Annotated in this window: 17 protein-coding genes and 1 tRNA gene; 6 read left to right on the top strand and 12 right to left on the bottom strand. The window is 56.2% G+C overall.

Annotated features, from left to right (window positions below; translation table 11 throughout):
* Positions 1-26: 26 nt before the first annotated feature.
* Genes DBY73_RS06270 through prmB form a run of 6 tightly spaced genes read right to left on the bottom strand, consistent with a single transcriptional unit; the run spans position 27 to position 4581 of the window.
* A complete protein-coding gene (locus DBY73_RS06270; protein WP_112010325.1) occupies positions 27-308 on the bottom strand; it encodes a YfcL family protein in 282 nt (93 codons plus the stop codon).
* A gap of 13 nt (positions 309-321) precedes the next feature.
* The gene (locus tag DBY73_RS06265; protein ID WP_112010324.1) at positions 322-867 is read right to left on the bottom strand and encodes an elongation factor P hydroxylase; all 546 of its coding nucleotides are present in this window, start codon (positions 865-867) and stop codon (positions 322-324) included.
* Complete coding sequence (locus tag DBY73_RS06260) at positions 867-1676, bottom strand: sulfite exporter TauE/SafE family protein (protein ID WP_112010323.1); 810 nt, start codon at positions 1674-1676, stop codon at positions 867-869. Before DBY73_RS06260 ends, DBY73_RS06265 begins: the two co-directional genes overlap by 1 nt.
* Positions 1676-2500 carry a penicillin-insensitive murein endopeptidase gene (gene mepA, locus DBY73_RS06255; RefSeq protein WP_112010322.1) on the bottom strand — a complete coding sequence of 275 codons (825 nt, stop codon included), beginning with the start codon at positions 2498-2500 and terminating at the stop codon, positions 1676-1678. The genes DBY73_RS06260 and mepA overlap by 1 nt, the downstream gene beginning before the upstream one ends.
* Positions 2501-2502: 2 nt before the next feature.
* Positions 2503-3588, bottom strand: coding sequence for a chorismate synthase (aroC, locus tag DBY73_RS06250; protein ID WP_112010321.1), 1086 nt, complete (start codon positions 3586-3588; stop codon positions 2503-2505).
* A 60-nt stretch (positions 3589-3648) separates the two neighbouring features.
* Complete coding sequence (gene prmB, locus DBY73_RS06245) at positions 3649-4581, bottom strand: 50S ribosomal protein L3 N(5)-glutamine methyltransferase (RefSeq protein WP_112010320.1); 933 nt, start codon at positions 4579-4581, stop codon at positions 3649-3651.
* Positions 4582-4726: 145 nt separating this feature from the next.
* Here prmB and smrB point away from each other — a divergent pair, with 145 nt between their 5' ends.
* A complete protein-coding gene (gene smrB / locus DBY73_RS06240) occupies positions 4727-5278 on the top strand; it encodes an endonuclease SmrB (protein ID WP_112010319.1) in 552 nt (183 codons plus the stop codon).
* 47 nt (positions 5279-5325) lie between these two features.
* Here the strand turns inward: smrB and sixA are convergent, their stop codons facing one another.
* From sixA to DBY73_RS06220, 4 genes are all read right to left on the bottom strand, one after another.
* Positions 5326-5811, bottom strand: a complete 486-nt coding sequence (sixA, locus tag DBY73_RS06235) for a phosphohistidine phosphatase SixA (RefSeq protein ID WP_112010318.1) — start codon at positions 5809-5811, stop codon at positions 5326-5328.
* A gap of 208 nt (positions 5812-6019) precedes the next feature.
* On the bottom strand, positions 6020-8167 hold the full coding sequence (fadJ, locus tag DBY73_RS06230; RefSeq protein ID WP_112010317.1) for a fatty acid oxidation complex subunit alpha FadJ: 2148 nt from the start codon (positions 8165-8167) through the stop codon (positions 6020-6022).
* Positions 8167-9477, bottom strand: coding sequence for an acetyl-CoA C-acyltransferase FadI (gene fadI, locus DBY73_RS06225; RefSeq protein WP_112010316.1), 1311 nt, complete (start codon positions 9475-9477; stop codon positions 8167-8169). The genes fadJ and fadI overlap by 1 nt, the downstream gene beginning before the upstream one ends.
* Positions 9478-9716: 239 nt before the next feature.
* Positions 9717-10001 (bottom strand): YfcZ/YiiS family protein, encoded by a 285-nt coding sequence (locus DBY73_RS06220; RefSeq protein WP_112010315.1) that lies wholly within the window; start codon positions 9999-10001, stop codon positions 9717-9719.
* 372 nt (positions 10002-10373) lie between these two features.
* Here DBY73_RS06220 and fadL point away from each other — a divergent pair, with 372 nt between their 5' ends.
* The gene (gene fadL / locus DBY73_RS06215) at positions 10374-11657 is read left to right on the top strand and encodes a long-chain fatty acid transporter FadL (protein WP_112010314.1); all 1284 of its coding nucleotides are present in this window, start codon (positions 10374-10376) and stop codon (positions 11655-11657) included.
* 44 nt (positions 11658-11701) lie between these two features.
* Here the strand turns inward: fadL and mlaA are convergent, their stop codons facing one another.
* Positions 11702-12454 carry a phospholipid-binding lipoprotein MlaA gene (gene mlaA, locus DBY73_RS06210; protein WP_112010313.1) on the bottom strand — a complete coding sequence of 251 codons (753 nt, stop codon included), beginning with the start codon at positions 12452-12454 and terminating at the stop codon, positions 11702-11704.
* Positions 12455-12768: 314 nt separating this feature from the next.
* Here mlaA and DBY73_RS06205 point away from each other — a divergent pair, with 314 nt between their 5' ends.
* The 4 genes from DBY73_RS06205 (at position 12769) to ypdK (ending at position 15506) form a co-directional block, all read left to right on the top strand.
* Positions 12769-13698 carry a formate/nitrite transporter family protein gene (locus DBY73_RS06205; protein ID WP_112010312.1) on the top strand — a complete coding sequence of 310 codons (930 nt, stop codon included), beginning with the start codon at positions 12769-12771 and terminating at the stop codon, positions 13696-13698.
* Positions 13699-13773: 75 nt separating this feature from the next.
* A tRNA-Arg gene (locus DBY73_RS06200) sits at positions 13774-13848 on the top strand.
* Positions 13849-14160: 312 nt separating this feature from the next.
* A complete protein-coding gene (gene lpxP, locus DBY73_RS06195) occupies positions 14161-15078 on the top strand; it encodes a kdo(2)-lipid IV(A) palmitoleoyltransferase (RefSeq protein ID WP_112010311.1) in 918 nt (305 codons plus the stop codon).
* 356 nt (positions 15079-15434) lie between these two features.
* Entirely contained in the window at positions 15435-15506 is a 72-nt protein-coding gene (ypdK, locus tag DBY73_RS06190; RefSeq protein ID WP_099458937.1) for a membrane protein YpdK, read from the top strand.
* A 52-nt stretch (positions 15507-15558) separates the two neighbouring features.
* Here the strand turns inward: ypdK and alaC are convergent, their stop codons facing one another.
* Positions 15559-16797 (bottom strand): alanine transaminase, encoded by a 1239-nt coding sequence (alaC, locus tag DBY73_RS06185; RefSeq protein WP_112010310.1) that lies wholly within the window; start codon positions 16795-16797, stop codon positions 15559-15561.
* Positions 16798-16814 lie beyond the last annotated feature (17 nt).

The following is a 16814-nucleotide window of genomic DNA, read 5'->3' as shown; positions in this document are numbered from 1 at the left end:
CCCTCTCCTGCTGGGAGAGGGAAAAATTATGATGTCAGGCTGGCTTTCTGGAACAAGGTTTCCCACATGCCGAGCACCAGGGACTGATCGCGCGGCGACAGCTCACCGGCCTGAATCGCCTTTTCCAGGCTGCGGGTCACTTCACCATGCACCGCTTCGGCAGAGTGATCGTCTCCTGCTTCCAGCTCGGCGACGGCCAGCGTCAGGTGACCGCGCAGATAACCGCTGGCGAACAGCTCGTCATCGCTGGCGTGTTCCACCATGTCATCAATTAGTGCCAGAATGCGTGATTCAAATTCTGCGATCATCTTCTTTCCTCAGTTAAATATCTTCCGGCCAGGGGAAGCATTCCGCCGTGATCTCCGGCGTGTGGTAATAGTCTTGTAACGCTTTGATAAAGCGCGCCGGACGTTCCGGGATGCCTTTCTCAAGATACTCCATCACCTGCGCGTGCACGCGGCGCTGAAAAACGATACGGTCAGGTTCGAAGTCGCCTTCAAGGTTGTCGCAGCTGACGTTGAACGGGTAACCCGCCGCCACGCAGAAAAGCCAGTCGAACGCCTGGGGCTTCACTTCCACATCTTCGAACTGGCCTTGCGTAGCCGCATCGCGGCCGTCCGGGCAGTACCAGTAGCCGAAGTCCACCAGCTCGCGGCGCGCTTTCCCCGCGATGCACCAGTGCGAAATCTCATGCAATCCGCTGGCGTAAAAGCCGTGCGCGAACACGATCCGGTTATACGGAACCTCTGCATCAGCAGGAAGATAGATCGGTTCATCGTCGCCTTTAATCAGACGGGTATTAAAATCGTCGGCAAAGCAGCCGTTAAAAATCTCAATAAGCTGTTCGTAGTTATGCGTACCGTTCATTAGTTCATCCCCAACCAGTGGAGGATCTCCTGTCCGTGGCTATCATAAAGAAGCTTGGCGCTCATCACCGCCGAGACCACGACGATCATCGGGCGGATCAGCTCCTGTCCCTTGCTTAACACCAGGCGCGAGCCCGCGCGCGCGCCTAAAAATTGTCCTGCCATCATTACGAATCCGGTTGCCCAGATAACCTTGCCGCCGATGATAAACAGCAGCAGGCCGCCAACGTTAGAGGTAGCGTTTAAAACCTTCGCGTGCGCCGTTGATTTCGCGAGGTTAAAACCGGCGAGCGTGACGAAGGCCAGCGCGTAAAACGAGCCCGCCCCCGGCCCGAAAAAGCCATCGTAAAAGCCGACGCAGCCCCCGGCAATCAGCGCAAACGGCAGGCCGTGCAGACGACGCTGTCGATCCTCTTCGCCAAGCCTTGGCATCAGCAGGAAGTACAGGCCAATGCAGATCACCAAAATCGGCAGGATCTGGCGCAGAATGTCTGACTGAACGTGCTGAACCAGCAGCGCACCGGAGGTGGAGCCGATAAAGGTCATCAGAATATTGAGCTTTTGGTCGGCGAGGTTAACCACCTTGCGGCGGATAAAGTAGAGCGACGCCGAGAGCGAACCGCCGCAGGCCTGCAGCTTATTGGTCGCCAGCGCCTGCGCCGGACTCATGCCTACCGCCAGCAGCGCCGGAACGGTCAGCAAACCGCCGCCGCCCGCCAGGGCATCGATAAAACCGGCTAACATCGCAACAAAAAACAGTGCCGCCAGCATCCACGGTGACACCATAAACAGATCGACGAAATTATCCATTACAGTACGTGCTCATCCAGTAGCGCCTGGCAGGAAGGCGGCAGCGGAGGCGGTGTCTTCTTCTCAGGCTTGGTGGTCCCAGGCTTGGCCGGCTCAAACCAGCTTTGCAGCTCATAACCGCAGCCATCGCCAGGCGGTGGAAGCGGCTGATCTTCACATTCGAGGCTGTTTGCCGGACAGCGCAGACGCACGTGCATATGCGCGCGATGCTGGAACCACGGGCGCACCTTGCGCAGCCAGTCGCGATCGGTTCCCGCATCCAGGCAAAGCTGCTGTTTAATCGCCGGATTGACGAAAATCCGCGTCACGTCGTTATCTTTGGCCGCCAGCTTAATCATCGCCGACACATCCTGTGACCAGAGCGAAGGCACTACGCTTTTGCCATCTCGCGCAACCAGGTCCAGCGCCTGCGGCTTCAGCAGCTGCGCCGAGCTCCATCGCGCTTTGGGCAGCTGCAGGAAGATATCCACGTCCAGTCCGGTCTGGTGGCTGGCGTGGCCGCCGTTGAAGCGGCCGCCGGCGGGCATGCCCATATCGCCTATCAGCATCGTGCCCAGCCCGAGGTTATGCACCTGATTCCCCAGGCGCTGGATAAACAGCACCAGATCGGGGTGGCCGAAATAGCGGCGCTGATCGGTGCGCATCACCTGATAGGTATCGGACTGCAGCGGAAGTTCCTGCGCTCCAACGATACAACCGTTCGAGAACGCACCAATTGACTGCGCGCTGCCCGCCACCGGATGGGTGATTTTTTGCCACGGCGTGGCGGCCAGGCTGGCTCCGCTGGCGAGCAGCGCCAGCAGGGCAATTGCGGTTTTTTTCATATTTACCAGCGTGGAATGGTGGTCGTCACGTCCGCATTCTGCGCGCGCTGGCGCAGGAAGTGATCCATCAGCACGATCGCCAGCATCGCTTCGGCGATCGGCACGGCGCGGATCCCCACGCAGGGATCGTGACGTCCTTTGGTGATCATCTCAACTTCTTCGCCATCGCGGTTAATGGTGTGGCCCGGTACGGTAATGCTGGACGTTGGCTTCAGCGCGATGTTCGCCATAATCTGCTGTCCGCTGCTGATGCCGCCCAGGATGCCGCCCGCGTGGTTGCTCTGGAAGCCCGCTTTCGTGATTTCGTCACGGTTCTGGCTGCCGCGAAGCTTAACCACGTCAAAACCGTCGCCGATTTCCACGCCCTTCACCGCGTTGATGCTCATCAGCGCGTGGGCAATATCCGCGTCGAGGCGGTCGAACACCGGCTCGCCCCAGCCAGCGGGCACACCGTCAGCGACCACGGTCACTTTCGCGCCGATGGAGTCGCCCTCTTTTTTCAGGCCGCGCATCAGTTCGTCCAGCGCGTCAATTTTGTCAGCATCCGCGCAGAAGAACGGATTTTGCTCAACCAGATCCCAGTCCCCGATCGCCAGCGGAATGTCGCCCATCTGGGTCAGACAGCCGCGAATGACGATGCCGAATTTTTGCTGCAGATATTTTTTGGCGATGGCCCCGGCCGCCACGCGCATCGCAGTTTCACGTGCCGAAGAGCGTCCGCCGCCGCGATAGTCGCGAAAACCGTACTTTTGTTCGTAGGTGTAGTCGGCGTGGCCCGGACGGAATACGTCTTTGATTGCGCCGTAATCCTGGGACCGCTGGTCGGTGTTTTCAATCAACAGGCCGATGCTGGTGCCGGTGGTGCGGCCTTCGAACACACCGGAGAGAATTTTAACCTGGTCCGGCTCGCGACGCTGCGTGGTGTAGCGAGAGGTGCCCGGGCGACGACGGTCAAGGTCGTGCTGTAAATCGGCTTCGGTTAGCTCGATGCCCGGCGGCACGCCGTCCACGATGCAACCCAGTGCCAGACCGTGCGACTCACCAAAGGTGGTCACGCGGAAGAGTTGTCCAATACTGTTTCCTGCCATCACGGCTCCGATGTCGTTATTTGTGTGTGAGCGTTGTGAAACGGGCCGAAGCCCGCTGGATTAGTCTTTATAAATGCTGAAGTGCTCGCGCGCGTCGAGAAGCTGTGCTTTGGTCAGCATAAAGACGCCGTCACCGCCGTTGTCAAACTCGAGCCAGGTGAACGGCACATCCGGATACTGCTCTATCAGATGTACCATGCTGTTACCCACTTCACAAATCAGAACGCCGTCGTCGGTCAGATAATCCGGCGCGCAGGCCAGGATGCGGCGGGTCAGCTTCAGGCCGTCAGATCCTGACGCCAGGCCCAGCTCCGGCTCGTGGCGATATTCGTTCGGCAGATCGGACATGTCTTCTGCATCGACGTACGGCGGGTTGGTCACGATCAGATCGTACTGCAGGGTCGGCAGGTCGCGGAAAAGATCGGAACGAATCGGCGTAACGTGATGGATCAGGCCGTGCTCTTCAATGTTGTGCTCGGTCACGGCCAGCGCGTCGGTGGAGATATCAACGGCATCGACTTCGGCATCCGGGAAGGCGTAAGCGCAGGCAATCGCAATACAGCCGCTGCCGGTACACATATCCAGAATGTGCTGCGGCTGATGGTTAATCAGCCCGTCAAAATGGTTGTTAATCAGCTCGCCAATAGGTGAACGCGGAACCAGCACGCGCTCATCAACGTAAAACTCATGGCCGCAGAACCAGGCTTTGTTGGTCAGATAGGCGACCGGGATACGCTCGTTCACGCGGCGGATCACGCGCTCAACGATGCGGTGCTTTTCGCTAGAGGTCAGGCGCGCGGTGCGCATGTCTTCCGGAATATCCAGGGGCAGGTAAAGAGACGGCAGCACCAGCTGAACGGCCTCGTCCCACGGGTTATCGGTACCGTGACCGTACCAGATATTGGCGGCGCTGAAGCGGCTAACCGACCAGCGCAACATGTCCTGTATGGTATGCAGCTCGTTTACTGCTTCATCGACAAATATTTTATCCACTTTTCCCTCCAGGGCATGCTCGCATAATTTTCGGCGGCTAGTTTGCCATGAAGACGGCGATAAATCAGCACTGACGCGTCCCGCTTGAGGTTAAAAAATGCATTTAGTCAGGTACACTATCGGAAATAAGAGATGAGACAGGCCAATGAAAAAGAAAACATCGCTTAACGAGGAGGATCAGGCTCTCTTCCGACAGCTGATGACGGGAACGCGTCAGCTTAAGCAGGACACCATTGTCCATCGCCCGATACGCAAAAAAGTCACCGAAGTGCCGGTCAAACGTCTGCTTCAGGAACAGGCTGATAACAGCCACTATTTTTCGGATGAATTTCAGCCGCTGCTCAACACCCAGGGCGCCGTTAAGTACGTGCGCGAAGACGTCAGCCATTTTGAGCTGAAGAAGCTGCGTCGTGGAGATTACTCGCCCGAGCTGTTTCTCGATCTGCACGGGTTAACGCAAATGCAGGCGAAGCAGGAGCTGGGGGCGTTAATTGCCGCCTGCCGTCGCGAACACGTCTTCTGCGCGTGCGTCATGCACGGGCACGGAAAACATATTCTTAAGCAGCAGACGCCGCTGTGGCTGGCTCAGCATCCACACGTGATGGCTTTCCATCAGGCACCGAAAGAGTACGGCGGAGATGCCGCATTGCTGGTGTTGATTGAGGTTGAGGAGTGGCAGCCGCCGGAGCTGCCCTGACAGAATGGCGGGAAGCAGCTTTGCACCCCGCCCTGTCACGCGTCACATCAGATAGCCTTCGCCATCTTCAGATTGCACGGGCTCATCTGCCAGTTGAAGACCCCTTTGCCAGATTCGTCGAGCGTGACGTTGGCAATGGCAGACGTCGTGAACATCGGCGGCGTTTCACCCGGGCACAGCTCGGAGACCAGGTAGCCAACCAGCGGCAGGTGGGAGATGACCAGTGCGGAAGCGACACCTTCATTGCACAGCGCCTGAAGATAAGCGCTGACAAGGCCGACATCACCGCATGGCGTCAGTTCTGGGAGCACATCTACGCTGCCGGGCAGGTTCATACATTCCCCTACCACATCCAGCGTCTGTTCTGCACGCAGGAACGGACTCACCAGAACGCGTTCGATATCCACTTTTTGGCCTTTGAGCCAGGTCGCCATCTGACGGGATTCGTCGCAGCCACAGACTGTCAAAGGACGTACTGAGTCACTGGCGGCATCGAGTGCCGCGTCGCCGTGACGCATGATAAAAACTTGCATATTGCACCGCTTTTGTTAACCAGAATCACCGGCGTTGACTACCCGCGATAACTGCTTCGAGGTAGAAAACCCGATGGCCGGGCATTGTGCCTGATCCATTCGGTGAATGAAACGCTGTTTTTTACCTCAATGGCGTAAGTATAGTCAATCTCTGTTTACAATTTCGCCAGAACAGGTTCATTCACCGAGGATTTACCCTTATTTGACTTCAGTTTACGACGTCAGTTTCCTTTGCAGGCCAAAATGTCTGGCCCTGCTCCGCTCTCTGCAACAATTCGTCACACGGCGTAAATCGCGGACCATACTGCGCGGCCAGACGTTGCAGAATAGCAACCACTTCACTCGCCCCCAGCGTATCCATATACCGGAACGGGCCGCCAAGAAACGGCGGAAAACCAATACCAAATACGGCACCGATGTCGCCATCGCGCGCGCTTCTGACAACCTGCTCACCAAAGCAGCGCGCCGCCTCGTTCAGCATCATCATCACGCAGCGTTCGGCGCACTGGACCGCGGAAAGTTTCCCCTGCCCGGCAACCGAAATAAGCCCATAAACCGAAGGGTCGACCTGTTTCTTGCTTTTACGCCCTTTTGCCGCGTAAAGATAGAAACCGCGGCCATTTTTTCTGCCTTTGCGATCGTCCTTCAAGATCGCAGAAACAATGTTTGCAGGCGGGCTAAAACGTTCGCCATAGGCTGACTCCAGCACAGGTATAATTTTAGTGCCGGTATCGATTCCCACCTCATCCAAAAGTTGGATGGGTCCTACCGGAAAGCCAAACTTCACCAGCGCGTCATCAACATGCTCGATCTTTTCCCCCTCCGTCAGCAGGCGCATCGCCTCATTGATATACGGCGCAAGAATACGGTTGACGTAAAACCCCGCCTTATCGGCGACGACAATCGGCGTTTTTCCCTGCTTTTTGGCGAGCTTCACGACCGTTGAGACGGTTTGCGGGCTGGTCTCGGCATGCGGAATGACCTCCACCAGCGGCATTTTCTCGACCGGACTGAAGAAGTGCAGCCCAATGACATTTTGCGGACGCGCGGCCTTAGCGGCGATATCGCCAATCGGCAACGACGAGGTATTAGAGGCAAAAATCGTGTGCAGCGCGCAGCGTGCCTCCACGTCCGCCACCATCTGCTGCTTGAGCGGCAGATCTTCAAAGACCGCCTCAATCACCAGATCGCGATGCGCAAAGCCGCTGTAGTCCGTCGTACCGGTAATCATCCCCAGCGTTTTATCACGCTCGCTGGCCTTGATATGGCGGCGCTTAACCTTTTGATCAAGGTTCTGCCAGCTGTACTGTAGCGCGTGGTTAATCCCTTTCGGATTGATGTCTTTTATACGTACCGGCAGCTTGCCTTTGCTGGCGGTGACAAATGCAATGCCGCCGCCCATCAGCCCGCCGCCCAGCACGCCGACGGACCGCAGCGGCGCTGGCTCGGCGTCGCTACCCGGATCTTTTTTCACCTCCGTGCTGGCAAAGAAAATATTGCGCAGCGCCTGCGACGCTGGCGTCATCGCCAGTTCGCCAAAGGCTTTCGCTTCCGCCGCATAGCCGCTGCTGCTGCCCTGCGCCAGGCCGGTTTCGATCGTGTCCAAAATTCGCTTCGCTGCGGGATAGTTGCCCTTGGTTTGGCGTTCGGTTTTCTTTCTCACCGCGCTGAAGAGCAGCGCGCGGCCAAGCGGACCGGCAAGAATGCGTTCCCGCACCGGAAGATGACGCTTCGCCTGACGCCCCTGCGATGCCCGTTCGACCGCCGCTTCAAGCAGAATAGAATGCGGCACGACCTCATCAACCAGCCCAACCTTCAGCGCCTGGCGCGCGCGCAGCTGCTTGCCGGTTAACATCATCTCCAGCGCCGTGCTTACGCCCACCAGGCGCGGCAGGCGCTGCGTCCCGCCGGAGCCAGGCAGCAGGCCGAGCTGCACTTCCGGCAGGCCCAGTACGGTTTTCGCATCATCCGTGCAGATTCGGCCGTGGCACGCCAGCGCCAGCTCAAGCCCTCCGCCAAGGCACGCGCCGTGGATCGCCGCAATGACCGGAATCGACAGGGCGTTAATTTCAGCCATTACCTGCTGACCCTGCCGGGCAAGATCTTCCGCCTCCTGAGCGCTTTGCGCACGGGCGATCATGTTGATATCCGCCCCGGCAATAAAGTTATCCGGCTTGGCGGAGATAAACACCAGCCCGCGAATCGCTTTATTCTCGCGGATCTGCTTTAGCATCGCGCGAACCTGAACGCCAAATTCGGCCTTCAGGGTATTCATTTTTTCATCCGGAATATCAATGGTAATAACCGCCACGTTATCGAGGCGAACCGTCAAATTAAATGCGGATTGCCGTTCCATTATTCAGCCTCCAGAACCATTGCTGCACCGAGCCCGCCCGCCGCACAGGCGGTGACAAGTCCAAATCCCCCGCCGCGGCGGCGTAATTCATGCAAAGTTTGCGTGATCATCCGCGCGCCCGTCGCGGCAAAAGGATGACCGTAGGCAATAGAGCCGCCCAGCACGTTGAATTTGCTCTGATCGACTTCGCCCGTGGCATGGGCGCGCCCCAGCACGTCTCTGGCAAAACGCTCGCTCGCCAGCAGTTGAAGGTTTGCCAGCGTTTGCGCGGCGAAGGCTTCGTGCATATCGATCAGGGTCAGATCGGCGAGCGTTAGCCCCGCGCGCTCCAGCGCCAGCGGGGTGGACCAGGCGGGACCGAGCAGCATGTCCTGCCAGACGTCGATCGCCGTGAAGGCATAGCTGCGCAGATAGCCCAGCGGCGAGATGCCCAGCTCTTTTGCACGCGATTCCGTCATCAGAATGACCGCCGCCGCGCCGTCCGTCAGCGGTGTGCTGTTGGCCGCCGTGACCGTCCCGTGCTTGCGGTCAAATGCCGGGCGCAGCTTCGCGTAATCTGCCAGCGTCGACGCGCCGCGAATGTTGTTGTCTTCGACAAGCGGCTCGCGGTAGGGAGGTATGTAGGCAGTCATCACCTCGTCGGCAAGCCGACCTTCGGACCAGGCCTTTGCGGCAAGCTGGTGTGAACGATGCGCCAGCGCATCCTGCTGCTCGCGGGTAATGCCGTAGGTTTTTGCCATCTGCTCTGCGGTGTCACCCATGCGCAGGCCGGTGGAATACTCGGCCACGGCGGGCGGAACGGGCATCAGGTCGCGCAGGCGTAAGCGGGAGAAAAGCTTAAGCTTTTGACCCGCGGTGCGCGCTTTGTTGGCGTCGACCAGGATCCGCGCCAGCTTTTTGCTTACGCCAATCGGCAGTACGGAAGAGGAGTCCGCCCCGCCCGCGATCCCGGCGCGAATCGTGCCCGCCATCAGGCTTTCCGCGACGTTGGCGACCGCCTGAAAGCTGGTGGCGCAGGCTCGGCTGACGCTGTAGGCGTCGGTGTGGACGTTCATCCCGGTACCCAGCACGATTTCACGCGCGATATTTGGCGCTTCGGGCATCTGAACGACCTGGCCGAAAACCAGCTGTTCAATCGCCTCCGGCGGTATTTCGCTGCGAGCCAGCATCTCCCCCACGACCATTTTGCCCAAATCGACGGCGGGTATGCCGTGAAAGGCCGTCGCCTGACGGGCGAACGGCGTACGCAATCCGCTGACAATGGCAATGCGGTCACCCTGTCGGGTGGTAAGCGGTAATGCCTGACTCATAACACTCCCCTGTAAAAAAATTCGCGTTAGCGCCAAAGTGGTCTGACCTGATAAATAGTCTTAACCATTTTTTTACATTGAGCCAATCGGGGAGACGAAAAAGTGGGAGCTAAGGCACAGAGAAGAAAAAGAAAATGCCCCCAGGTAAAAGCAAAACGGTAACCCGTAGGTTACCGTTTTTAGAGTTTGCACCCTCTCCCTGTGGGAGAGGCCGGGGTGAGGGCACCAGTCAGCAGAAATTAACGCAGGCCCAGCTGGAAAATCAGGGTTTCGGCTTCGCAGGCAAACACGAAGTCGATATCCAGCTTCACGCCGCCTTCCACTTCCGTGAAGGTGGACTTGATTTCGCACGGATCGGATTCCACGTCGCGCGCGCGCTGGGTCAGCGCGGCCAGCGTTTCGTCTGCCTCTGCACGGTTTGGGAAGACACGGCTGTAAGACGCGGTGCAATCGGTGTTGTCCATAATGGTACCAACATCCATACAGCAGCAAACCGGGGTTTCATCAGCACTGCATTTACTCATAGCTCAATTTCCTCTGTATTCGCGCCCTGCGCGAGATAAACACGATGCTGATATTTTACGCCCCGACGATAGCTCTCTCCAGCCGTTAATGGCGCAAAATCGGATAAGTGACCAATATCACACTAAAAAATGATCTAAAACAAAATTCGCCCTTTTGGATGAAGCGGTCTGGTCACAATTTTGCCAACCAGATCTCGTTTCAAGAAACATGTTTGAAAATATTAATAAACAAACTTGCAACATTCACGCTGGTCGGACCTATACTCACGCCACTGGTCTGATTTGTATGTAATACCGCAGACCCTACACTTCGCGCTCCTGTTACGGTATGTAACAATTATTGAATAAAAATAACTCAATGAGGTTATGGTCATGAGCCAGAAAACCCTGTTCAAAAAGACTGCGCTGGCAGTCGCAGTGGCAATCGTCTCAACGTCCGCCTGGTCCGCGGGCTTCCAGTTAAACGAATTTTCTTCCTCTGGCCTTGGCCGTGCGTATTCCGGGGAAGGTGCTATCGCTGATGACGCAGGTAACGCCAGTCGTAACCCTGCGCTGATCATGATGTTCGATCGCCCAACTTTCTCTGCGGGTGCCGTTTATATCGATCCTGATGTCAACATTTCAGGTAACTCGCCGTTCACGGGCGCGAGCCTGAAAGCAGACAACATTGCGCCAACCGCGTGGGTGCCAAACCTGCACTTCGTTGCGCCTATTAATGAACAGTTCGGTTGGGGCGCATCCGTCACCTCTAACTACGGTCTGGCAACCGAGTTTTCGGACAGCTACCCGGCTGGCGAATACGGCGGTAAAACCGATCTGACCACGCTGAACCTGAACCTGAGCGGCGCCTATCGTCTGAACGACAGCTGGAGCTTTGGTCTGGGCTTTGATGCGGTCTATGCCGATGCAAAAATCGAGCGTTATTCCGGCGAGCAAACTGCGGCCCTGCCGAAAAACAGTAATAAAATTGCCAGCCTCAAGGGCGACGAGTGGGGCTACGGCTGGAACGCCGGTATCCTCTATGAGCTGGATAAAAACAACCGCTGGGGTCTGACCTACCGTTCAGAAGTTAAAATCGACTTCGACGGCGATTACAAAAGCGGCATCCTGAGCCCGGTTAACGGCCTGGTTCCGGGCGCGGGCACCACTATCCCTTGGGGTACGTCTAACCAAACCGTTCCTGGCTCACTGTCGCTGCATCTGCCAGAAATGTGGGAAATCTCCGGTTATAACCGCGTTGCGCCACAGTGGGCGATCCACTATAGCCTGGCATACACCAGCTGGAGCCAGTTCCAGGAGTTGAAAGCTACCGGCAGCAACGGCCAGACGCTGTTCTATAAGGACGAGAGTTTCCACGATGCTTACCGCATCGCGCTGGGTACCACCTACTACATGGATAAAAACTGGACGTTCCGTACCGGTATCGCGTTTGACGACAGCCCGGTTCCGGCTGACAAACGCTCCATTTCTATCCCGGATCAGGATCGCTTCTGGTTAAGTGCGGGTACGACCTATGCCTTCAATGACGACGCGTCCATCGACGTAGGCGTGTCTTACATGCACGGTCAGAAAGTAACGTTCCAGGAAGGCCCATACGAATTCACGTCCGAAGGTAAAGCCTGGCTGTTCGGCACCAACTTCAACTACGCGTTCTAATCGCGGCGGGATCAAAAAAGGTGAGCATTGCTCACCTTTTTTATTTATTCCGAGTCGATATCTTTTAATTCGTTCTCGATGGCTTTGGCGTTCGGGTTCTCTTCCGGCTTCAGCTTGCCGCCGTTGGCAATGAAATCGTGGTTCTGGAAGTAGGCTTCACGCACCATGATATAAGGGTCGGACGACTGACGCAGCAGGCCGTCAGAATCAAGCAGCTGCGCGCGGGTTTCAATCCCTTCGACGGTCCATTTACCAATCGACAGCGGCCAGGTCAGCCAGGACAGCACCGGATAGAGCGTATCCACCATATCACCGCCGTCTTCACGCACCGTGAAGCTGCCATAGAACGGCAGCTGAACGTAAGGGCCGTAACCTACGCCATAATGCCCGAGCGTGCTGCCGAAGCGGTGCGGCTGCTCGCGCTGCAGTTTCGGGTTCGCCATGCCGGCCACGTCTATAAAGCCGCCCATCCCTAACAGGGAGTTCAGGAAGAAGCGCGTGAAATGCACCATCCCCTGGTACGGATCGCCCTGAAGGAAATAGTTTACCATCACCGCAGGCTCTTCCAGGTTGCTGGTGAAATTGCTTAACCCGTTACGCGCGGGCTGTGGAACGTAATCACGCCATGCAACCGCAACCGGGCGGACCACATACGGGTCCAGCACATTATAGTTGAAGTTGTACATTGAGCGGTTGAACCCTTCCAGAGGATCGGAACGTCCGGTTTGCTCACCAGAGCTTGCGCAGCCCACAAGCATCGTTGTGCCAAGCGCAAGCGCCGACAGCCGAAGTTTCATAAAAATCTCCCTGTTCAGTATGGCCATCGTCGATTGCCACCCGTAACGGAGCGTTTGCCGCTCCGTCTGAAATATGCAAGTGATTGTAACAGCACGCTTCAGGATGTCTATGAGCACAATGACGCTCAGCAACTAACGCCACCTAATCTCAGCATAGCCTGTCTTTTGAAATTCGTTTCGCGCGTAATTTTACAATGGCTCTCCGCGCGATGTGTCGCCTTTCTTGTCATTGCCGCCAATTTAAGAGCAACCCCACGGGATTTTCGCCGAAAGCCGCTACGCTTAAAAGAAAGTCCCCTTAGTCCGGAGCGGTTATGAAGGAAATCAGTGAAGATAAAATTAACGAACAAAATGAAGATGTACAGGTTGATAGCGAGGAGAACAGCCGCGGCGAAAAAATAGAGATGGATGAAGACCGACTCCCCTCCCGCGCGATGGCGATTCATGAACACATCCGACAGGACGGCGAGAAGGAGATGGAGCGCGACGCAATGGCGCTGCTGTGGTCAGCCATCGCAGCCGGGCTGTCCATGGGCGCATCGCTGCTGGCAAAAGGGATATTTCACGTTCAGCTTGAGGGAATACCCGGCGGCTTTCTGCTGGAAAATCTCGGTTACACCTTCGGCTTTATTATTGTGATTATGGCGCGCCAGCAGCTCTTTACCGAAAACACGGTCACCGCGGTACTGCCCGTGATGCAAAACCCGACGCTCGGAAACTTTGGTTTGCTGATGCGCCTGTGGAGCGTGGTATTGCTGGGTAACCTTATCGGCACGGGGATCGCGGCGTGGGCGTTTGAGTATATGCCGATATTTGACGAGCCCACCCGGGATGCGTTTGTGAAAATCGGCATGGACGTCATGAAAAATACGCCGTTAGAGATGTTCTCCAATGCCATTATCTCCGGCTGGATCATCGCAACGATGGTGTGGATGTTTCCGTCAGCCGGCAGCGCAAAAATCGTCGTGATTATTTTGATGACCTGGCTGATAGCCCTGGCAGACACCACGCACATCGTGGTCGGGACCGTGGAAATCCTTTATCTGGTCTTTAACGGTACGCTGCACTGGAGCGACTTCTTCTGGCCCTTTGCCCTGCCCACCCTAGCGGGCAACATCTGCGGCGGCACCTTTATCTTTGCCCTGCTGAGCCACGCGCAGATCCGCAACGACATGTCGAATAAACGCAAGGCTGAACTCAAGGCACAGGCTGAAAAGGAGAAATCCGCTGCTAAATCAGCGTAAATGGTGACTCTTTGAGCAGTCAGGCGGCGATACGCTTAACGCAAAGTGCAAATAGCGCTATACTCTTGCCGCCTCGTCCCCTTAGTTAAATGGATATAACGAGCCCCTCCTAAGGGCTAGTTGCAGGTTCGATTCCTGCAGGGGACACCATTTATCCGCATGATATTAACTGTCTGTTTTTACGCCAAATCTTCCAAAATTCCGATTTTCTTTCCCTTCACGGCTAACATCTTCAGGTAAATCAAGCCCCTCCACACCTGCCGCTTTTTTAATCAAAAACATCTGTTAGGACATAGCGTATAACGGTGCTACATTACGCCGCCCACCCAACGTCAGAAGTGGCCAGGCAACGCCGTAAAGTTCGGTAAAGCCTGCAACCATGACCTTGTCTTACGGTCTAAATGGCACGTTGTATCGCGAAAGTTGCGCTACTTTTACCGGCTTCATAAAGGTTTCCTTAATTTGTCTCAATCCACATTTAAGCGCGCTTTTCTGCATCCGCGCTACTGGTTTACATGGTTCGGCCTTGGCGTCCTTTGGCTGTTAGTGCAACTCCCTTATCCGGTGCTTCGTTTTCTGGGGTCTAAGCTGGGCAGTACCTCCCGCCACTTCCTTAAACGCCGCGAATCGATTGCCCGCAAGAATATTGAGCTTTGCTTCCCACACTATAATGAAGCACAGCGTGAAAAACTGATTTCTGAAAACTTCAAATCCATCGGTATGGCGCTGCTTGAGACCGGTATGGCCTGGTTTTGGCCTGACGAGCGCGTCCGCAAATGGTTTGACGTGGAAGGGCTAGACAACCTTAAGCGCGCGCAAATGCAAAATCGCGGCGTAATGGTAGTGGGCGTTCACTTTATGTCGCTCGAACTGGGCGGTCGCGTAATGGGCCTGTGTCAGCCGATGATGGCAACCTACCGGCCCCACAACAGCCCGGTGATGGAGTGGGTACAAACGCGTGGCCGCATGCGCTCCAACAAAGCCATGATCAGCCGCAACAACCTGCGCGGCATGGTGGGAGCCCTTAAGAAAGGTGAAGCCGTCTGGTTTGCGCCCGATCAGGACTACGGACGGAAAGGCAGCAGCTTCGCGCCGTTCTTCGCGGTTAAAGACGTAGCGACGACAAACGGCACCTTTGTCATCTCACGCCTGTCCAGCGCGACGATGTTAACCGTAACTATGGTCAGAAAGGCGGACAAGTCCGGCTACCGTCTGCATATTTCTCCGGAGATGGCAAACTACCCCGAAAATGAGTGCGAAGCCGCCGCCTTTATCAACCGGGTTATCGAGCAAGAGATCATGCGCGCGCCGGAGCAGTATCTGTGGATGCACCGCCGCTTCAAAACGCGCCCCGCGGGCGAAGCCTCTCTCTATATTTGATTTCGTTTTGAAGGTTAGTTTCTCCAGGAAACTAACCTTTTCAATCGCCTGTATTCACGCAGAATAATGATTTCTCTAACGTCGCTCAGTCGAAATTTATTGCACATTGAAATCAAACTGTCGCCGTTCCACGACACTCGTAAGTTACGGAAATTATTAAATAAAAACACTCTTGCCTACCCGTTTTTTTAAGCGTACATTAGCGCCGTCTGGCAACAGGAAAGTACAGAATTCTGGGCTGAGGTTAGCAATATGGCGGGCGTGCTTTATTCCCGACCAGGCGTAATTTCAACCCTCTTTACTCAGGTGGACTTAGTCAGTTAATGCGTACCGTAAGCTACGCGGAGTGATGAAACGTGAAATATTTCTTTATGGGCATTTCGGTCATCGTATTGGTTTGGGCCGGCACCTTTGCCCTGATGATCTAGCCGAGCAAATCGATAAAACAACAGGAGCCACTGGCTCCTGTTTGTTTGTCGGCTATGCCTCAGGCTGTTGCTCGGCAGCGCTTCGGGAGGCAAGCAGCCCGTCCGCTCTGAACATGCTCTTAATCCCCCTCACCGCCTGGCGAATGCGATCGCTGTTTTCAATCAGCGCAAAGCGCACGTGCGTGTCGCCGTAATCGCCAAAGCCAATCCCCGGAGAGACGCAAACCTTCGCGTCCTGTAGCAGCTTTTTGGCAAACTCCAGCGACCCCATTGCGGCATACGGTTCAGGGATCTTGGCCCAAACGTACATTGAGGCTTTCGGCATCTCTACCATCCAGCCCGCCTCATGAAGCCCTTTAACCAGCACGTCGCGACGGCGCTTATACTGTGCGGCAATGTCATGAACGCACTGCTGATCGCCTTCCAGCGCGGCGATAGCGGCCACCTGGAGCGGCGTAAAAGTGCCGTAATCGTGGTAGCTTTTGATACGCGCCAGCGCATTGACCAGGGTTTTATTCCCCACCATAAAACCAATGCGCCATCCGGCCATGTTGTAGCTTTTCGACAGCGTGAAAAACTCAACCGCGACGTCGCGCGCGCCCGGCACCTGCATGATGGACGGGGCTTTCCAGCCGTCATACACAATGTCCGCGTACGCCAAATCATGCACCACCAGCACATCGTAGCGCTTGGCCAGGGCTACCACTTTCTCGAAGAAATCGAGCTCAACGCACTGGGCCGTCGGGTTTGACGGGAAGCCGAGGATCATCATTTTCGGTTTCGGGTAGCTTTCGCGGATGGCACGCTCCAGCTCGTTGAAGAAGTCCACCCCTTCCACCAGCGGCACGGAGCGCACCTGCGCGCCCGCAATCACCGCGCCGTAGATATGAATGGGGTAGCTTGGGTTGGGCACCAGAACCGTGTCGCCGTGATCGAGGGTCGCCAGCATCAGGTGCGCCAGCCCCTCTTTCGAGCCTATGGTCACGATGGCTTCGCTTTCTGGATCGATATCGACCTGGTAACGGTCCTGATACCAGCGGGAGATAGCACGGCGCAAACGGGGAATGCCGCGAGACGTTGAGTAGCCATGCGTATCCGGACGCTGGGCAACCGTACAGAGTTTTTCAACGATGTGCGGCGGCGTGGGGCCGTCAGGGTTACCCATGCTGAAATCAATAATGTCTTCGCCGCGCCGGCGCGCAGCCATTTTCAGCTCAGCAGTGATATTAAAAACATAAGGGGGAAGACGATCGATACGCGTAAAACGGCGTTCAGGACTGAACTCAGCCATAGATTCCTCAGATTAAC

This window comes from Enterobacter sp. RIT418 (genome assembly GCF_003057745.1).
In the GTDB taxonomy this organism is placed as follows: Bacteria; Pseudomonadota; Gammaproteobacteria; order Enterobacterales; family Enterobacteriaceae; genus Enterobacter.
The sequence above is the reverse complement of the archived record's forward strand: the minus strand, read 5'-3'. Positions and strand labels throughout refer to the sequence as shown.

Coding starts and splice junctions, on each gene's coding strand:
- sixA (WP_112010318.1), bottom strand. CDS start 5,811: ATGCAAGTTTTTATCATGCGTCACGGCGACGCGGCACTCGATGCCGCC.
- DBY73_RS06265 (WP_112010324.1), bottom strand. CDS start 867: ATGAACGGTACGCATAACTACGAACAGCTTATTGAGATTTTTAACGGC.
- DBY73_RS06260 (WP_112010323.1), bottom strand. CDS start 1,676: ATGGATAATTTCGTCGATCTGTTTATGGTGTCACCGTGGATGCTGGCG.
- DBY73_RS06220 (WP_112010315.1), bottom strand. CDS start 10,001: ATGAGTAAATGCAGTGCTGATGAAACCCCGGTTTGCTGCTGTATGGAT.
- DBY73_RS06270 (WP_112010325.1), bottom strand. CDS start 308: ATGATCGCAGAATTTGAATCACGCATTCTGGCACTAATTGATGACATG.
- DBY73_RS06205 (WP_112010312.1), top strand. CDS start 12,769: ATGAAGGAAATCAGTGAAGATAAAATTAACGAACAAAATGAAGATGTA.
- mlaA (WP_112010313.1), bottom strand. CDS start 12,454: ATGAAACTTCGGCTGTCGGCGCTTGCGCTTGGCACAACGATGCTTGTG.
- fadI (WP_112010316.1), bottom strand. CDS start 9,477: ATGAGTCAGGCATTACCGCTTACCACCCGACAGGGTGACCGCATTGCC.
- fadL (WP_112010314.1), top strand. CDS start 10,374: ATGAGCCAGAAAACCCTGTTCAAAAAGACTGCGCTGGCAGTCGCAGTG.
- fadJ (WP_112010317.1), bottom strand. CDS start 8,167: ATGGAACGGCAATCCGCATTTAATTTGACGGTTCGCCTCGATAACGTG.
- mepA (WP_112010322.1), bottom strand. CDS start 2,500: ATGAAAAAAACCGCAATTGCCCTGCTGGCGCTGCTCGCCAGCGGAGCC.
- smrB (WP_112010319.1), top strand. CDS start 4,727: ATGAAAAAGAAAACATCGCTTAACGAGGAGGATCAGGCTCTCTTCCGA.
- aroC (WP_112010321.1), bottom strand. CDS start 3,588: ATGGCAGGAAACAGTATTGGACAACTCTTCCGCGTGACCACCTTTGGT.
- alaC (WP_112010310.1), bottom strand. CDS start 16,797: ATGGCTGAGTTCAGTCCTGAACGCCGTTTTACGCGTATCGATCGTCTT.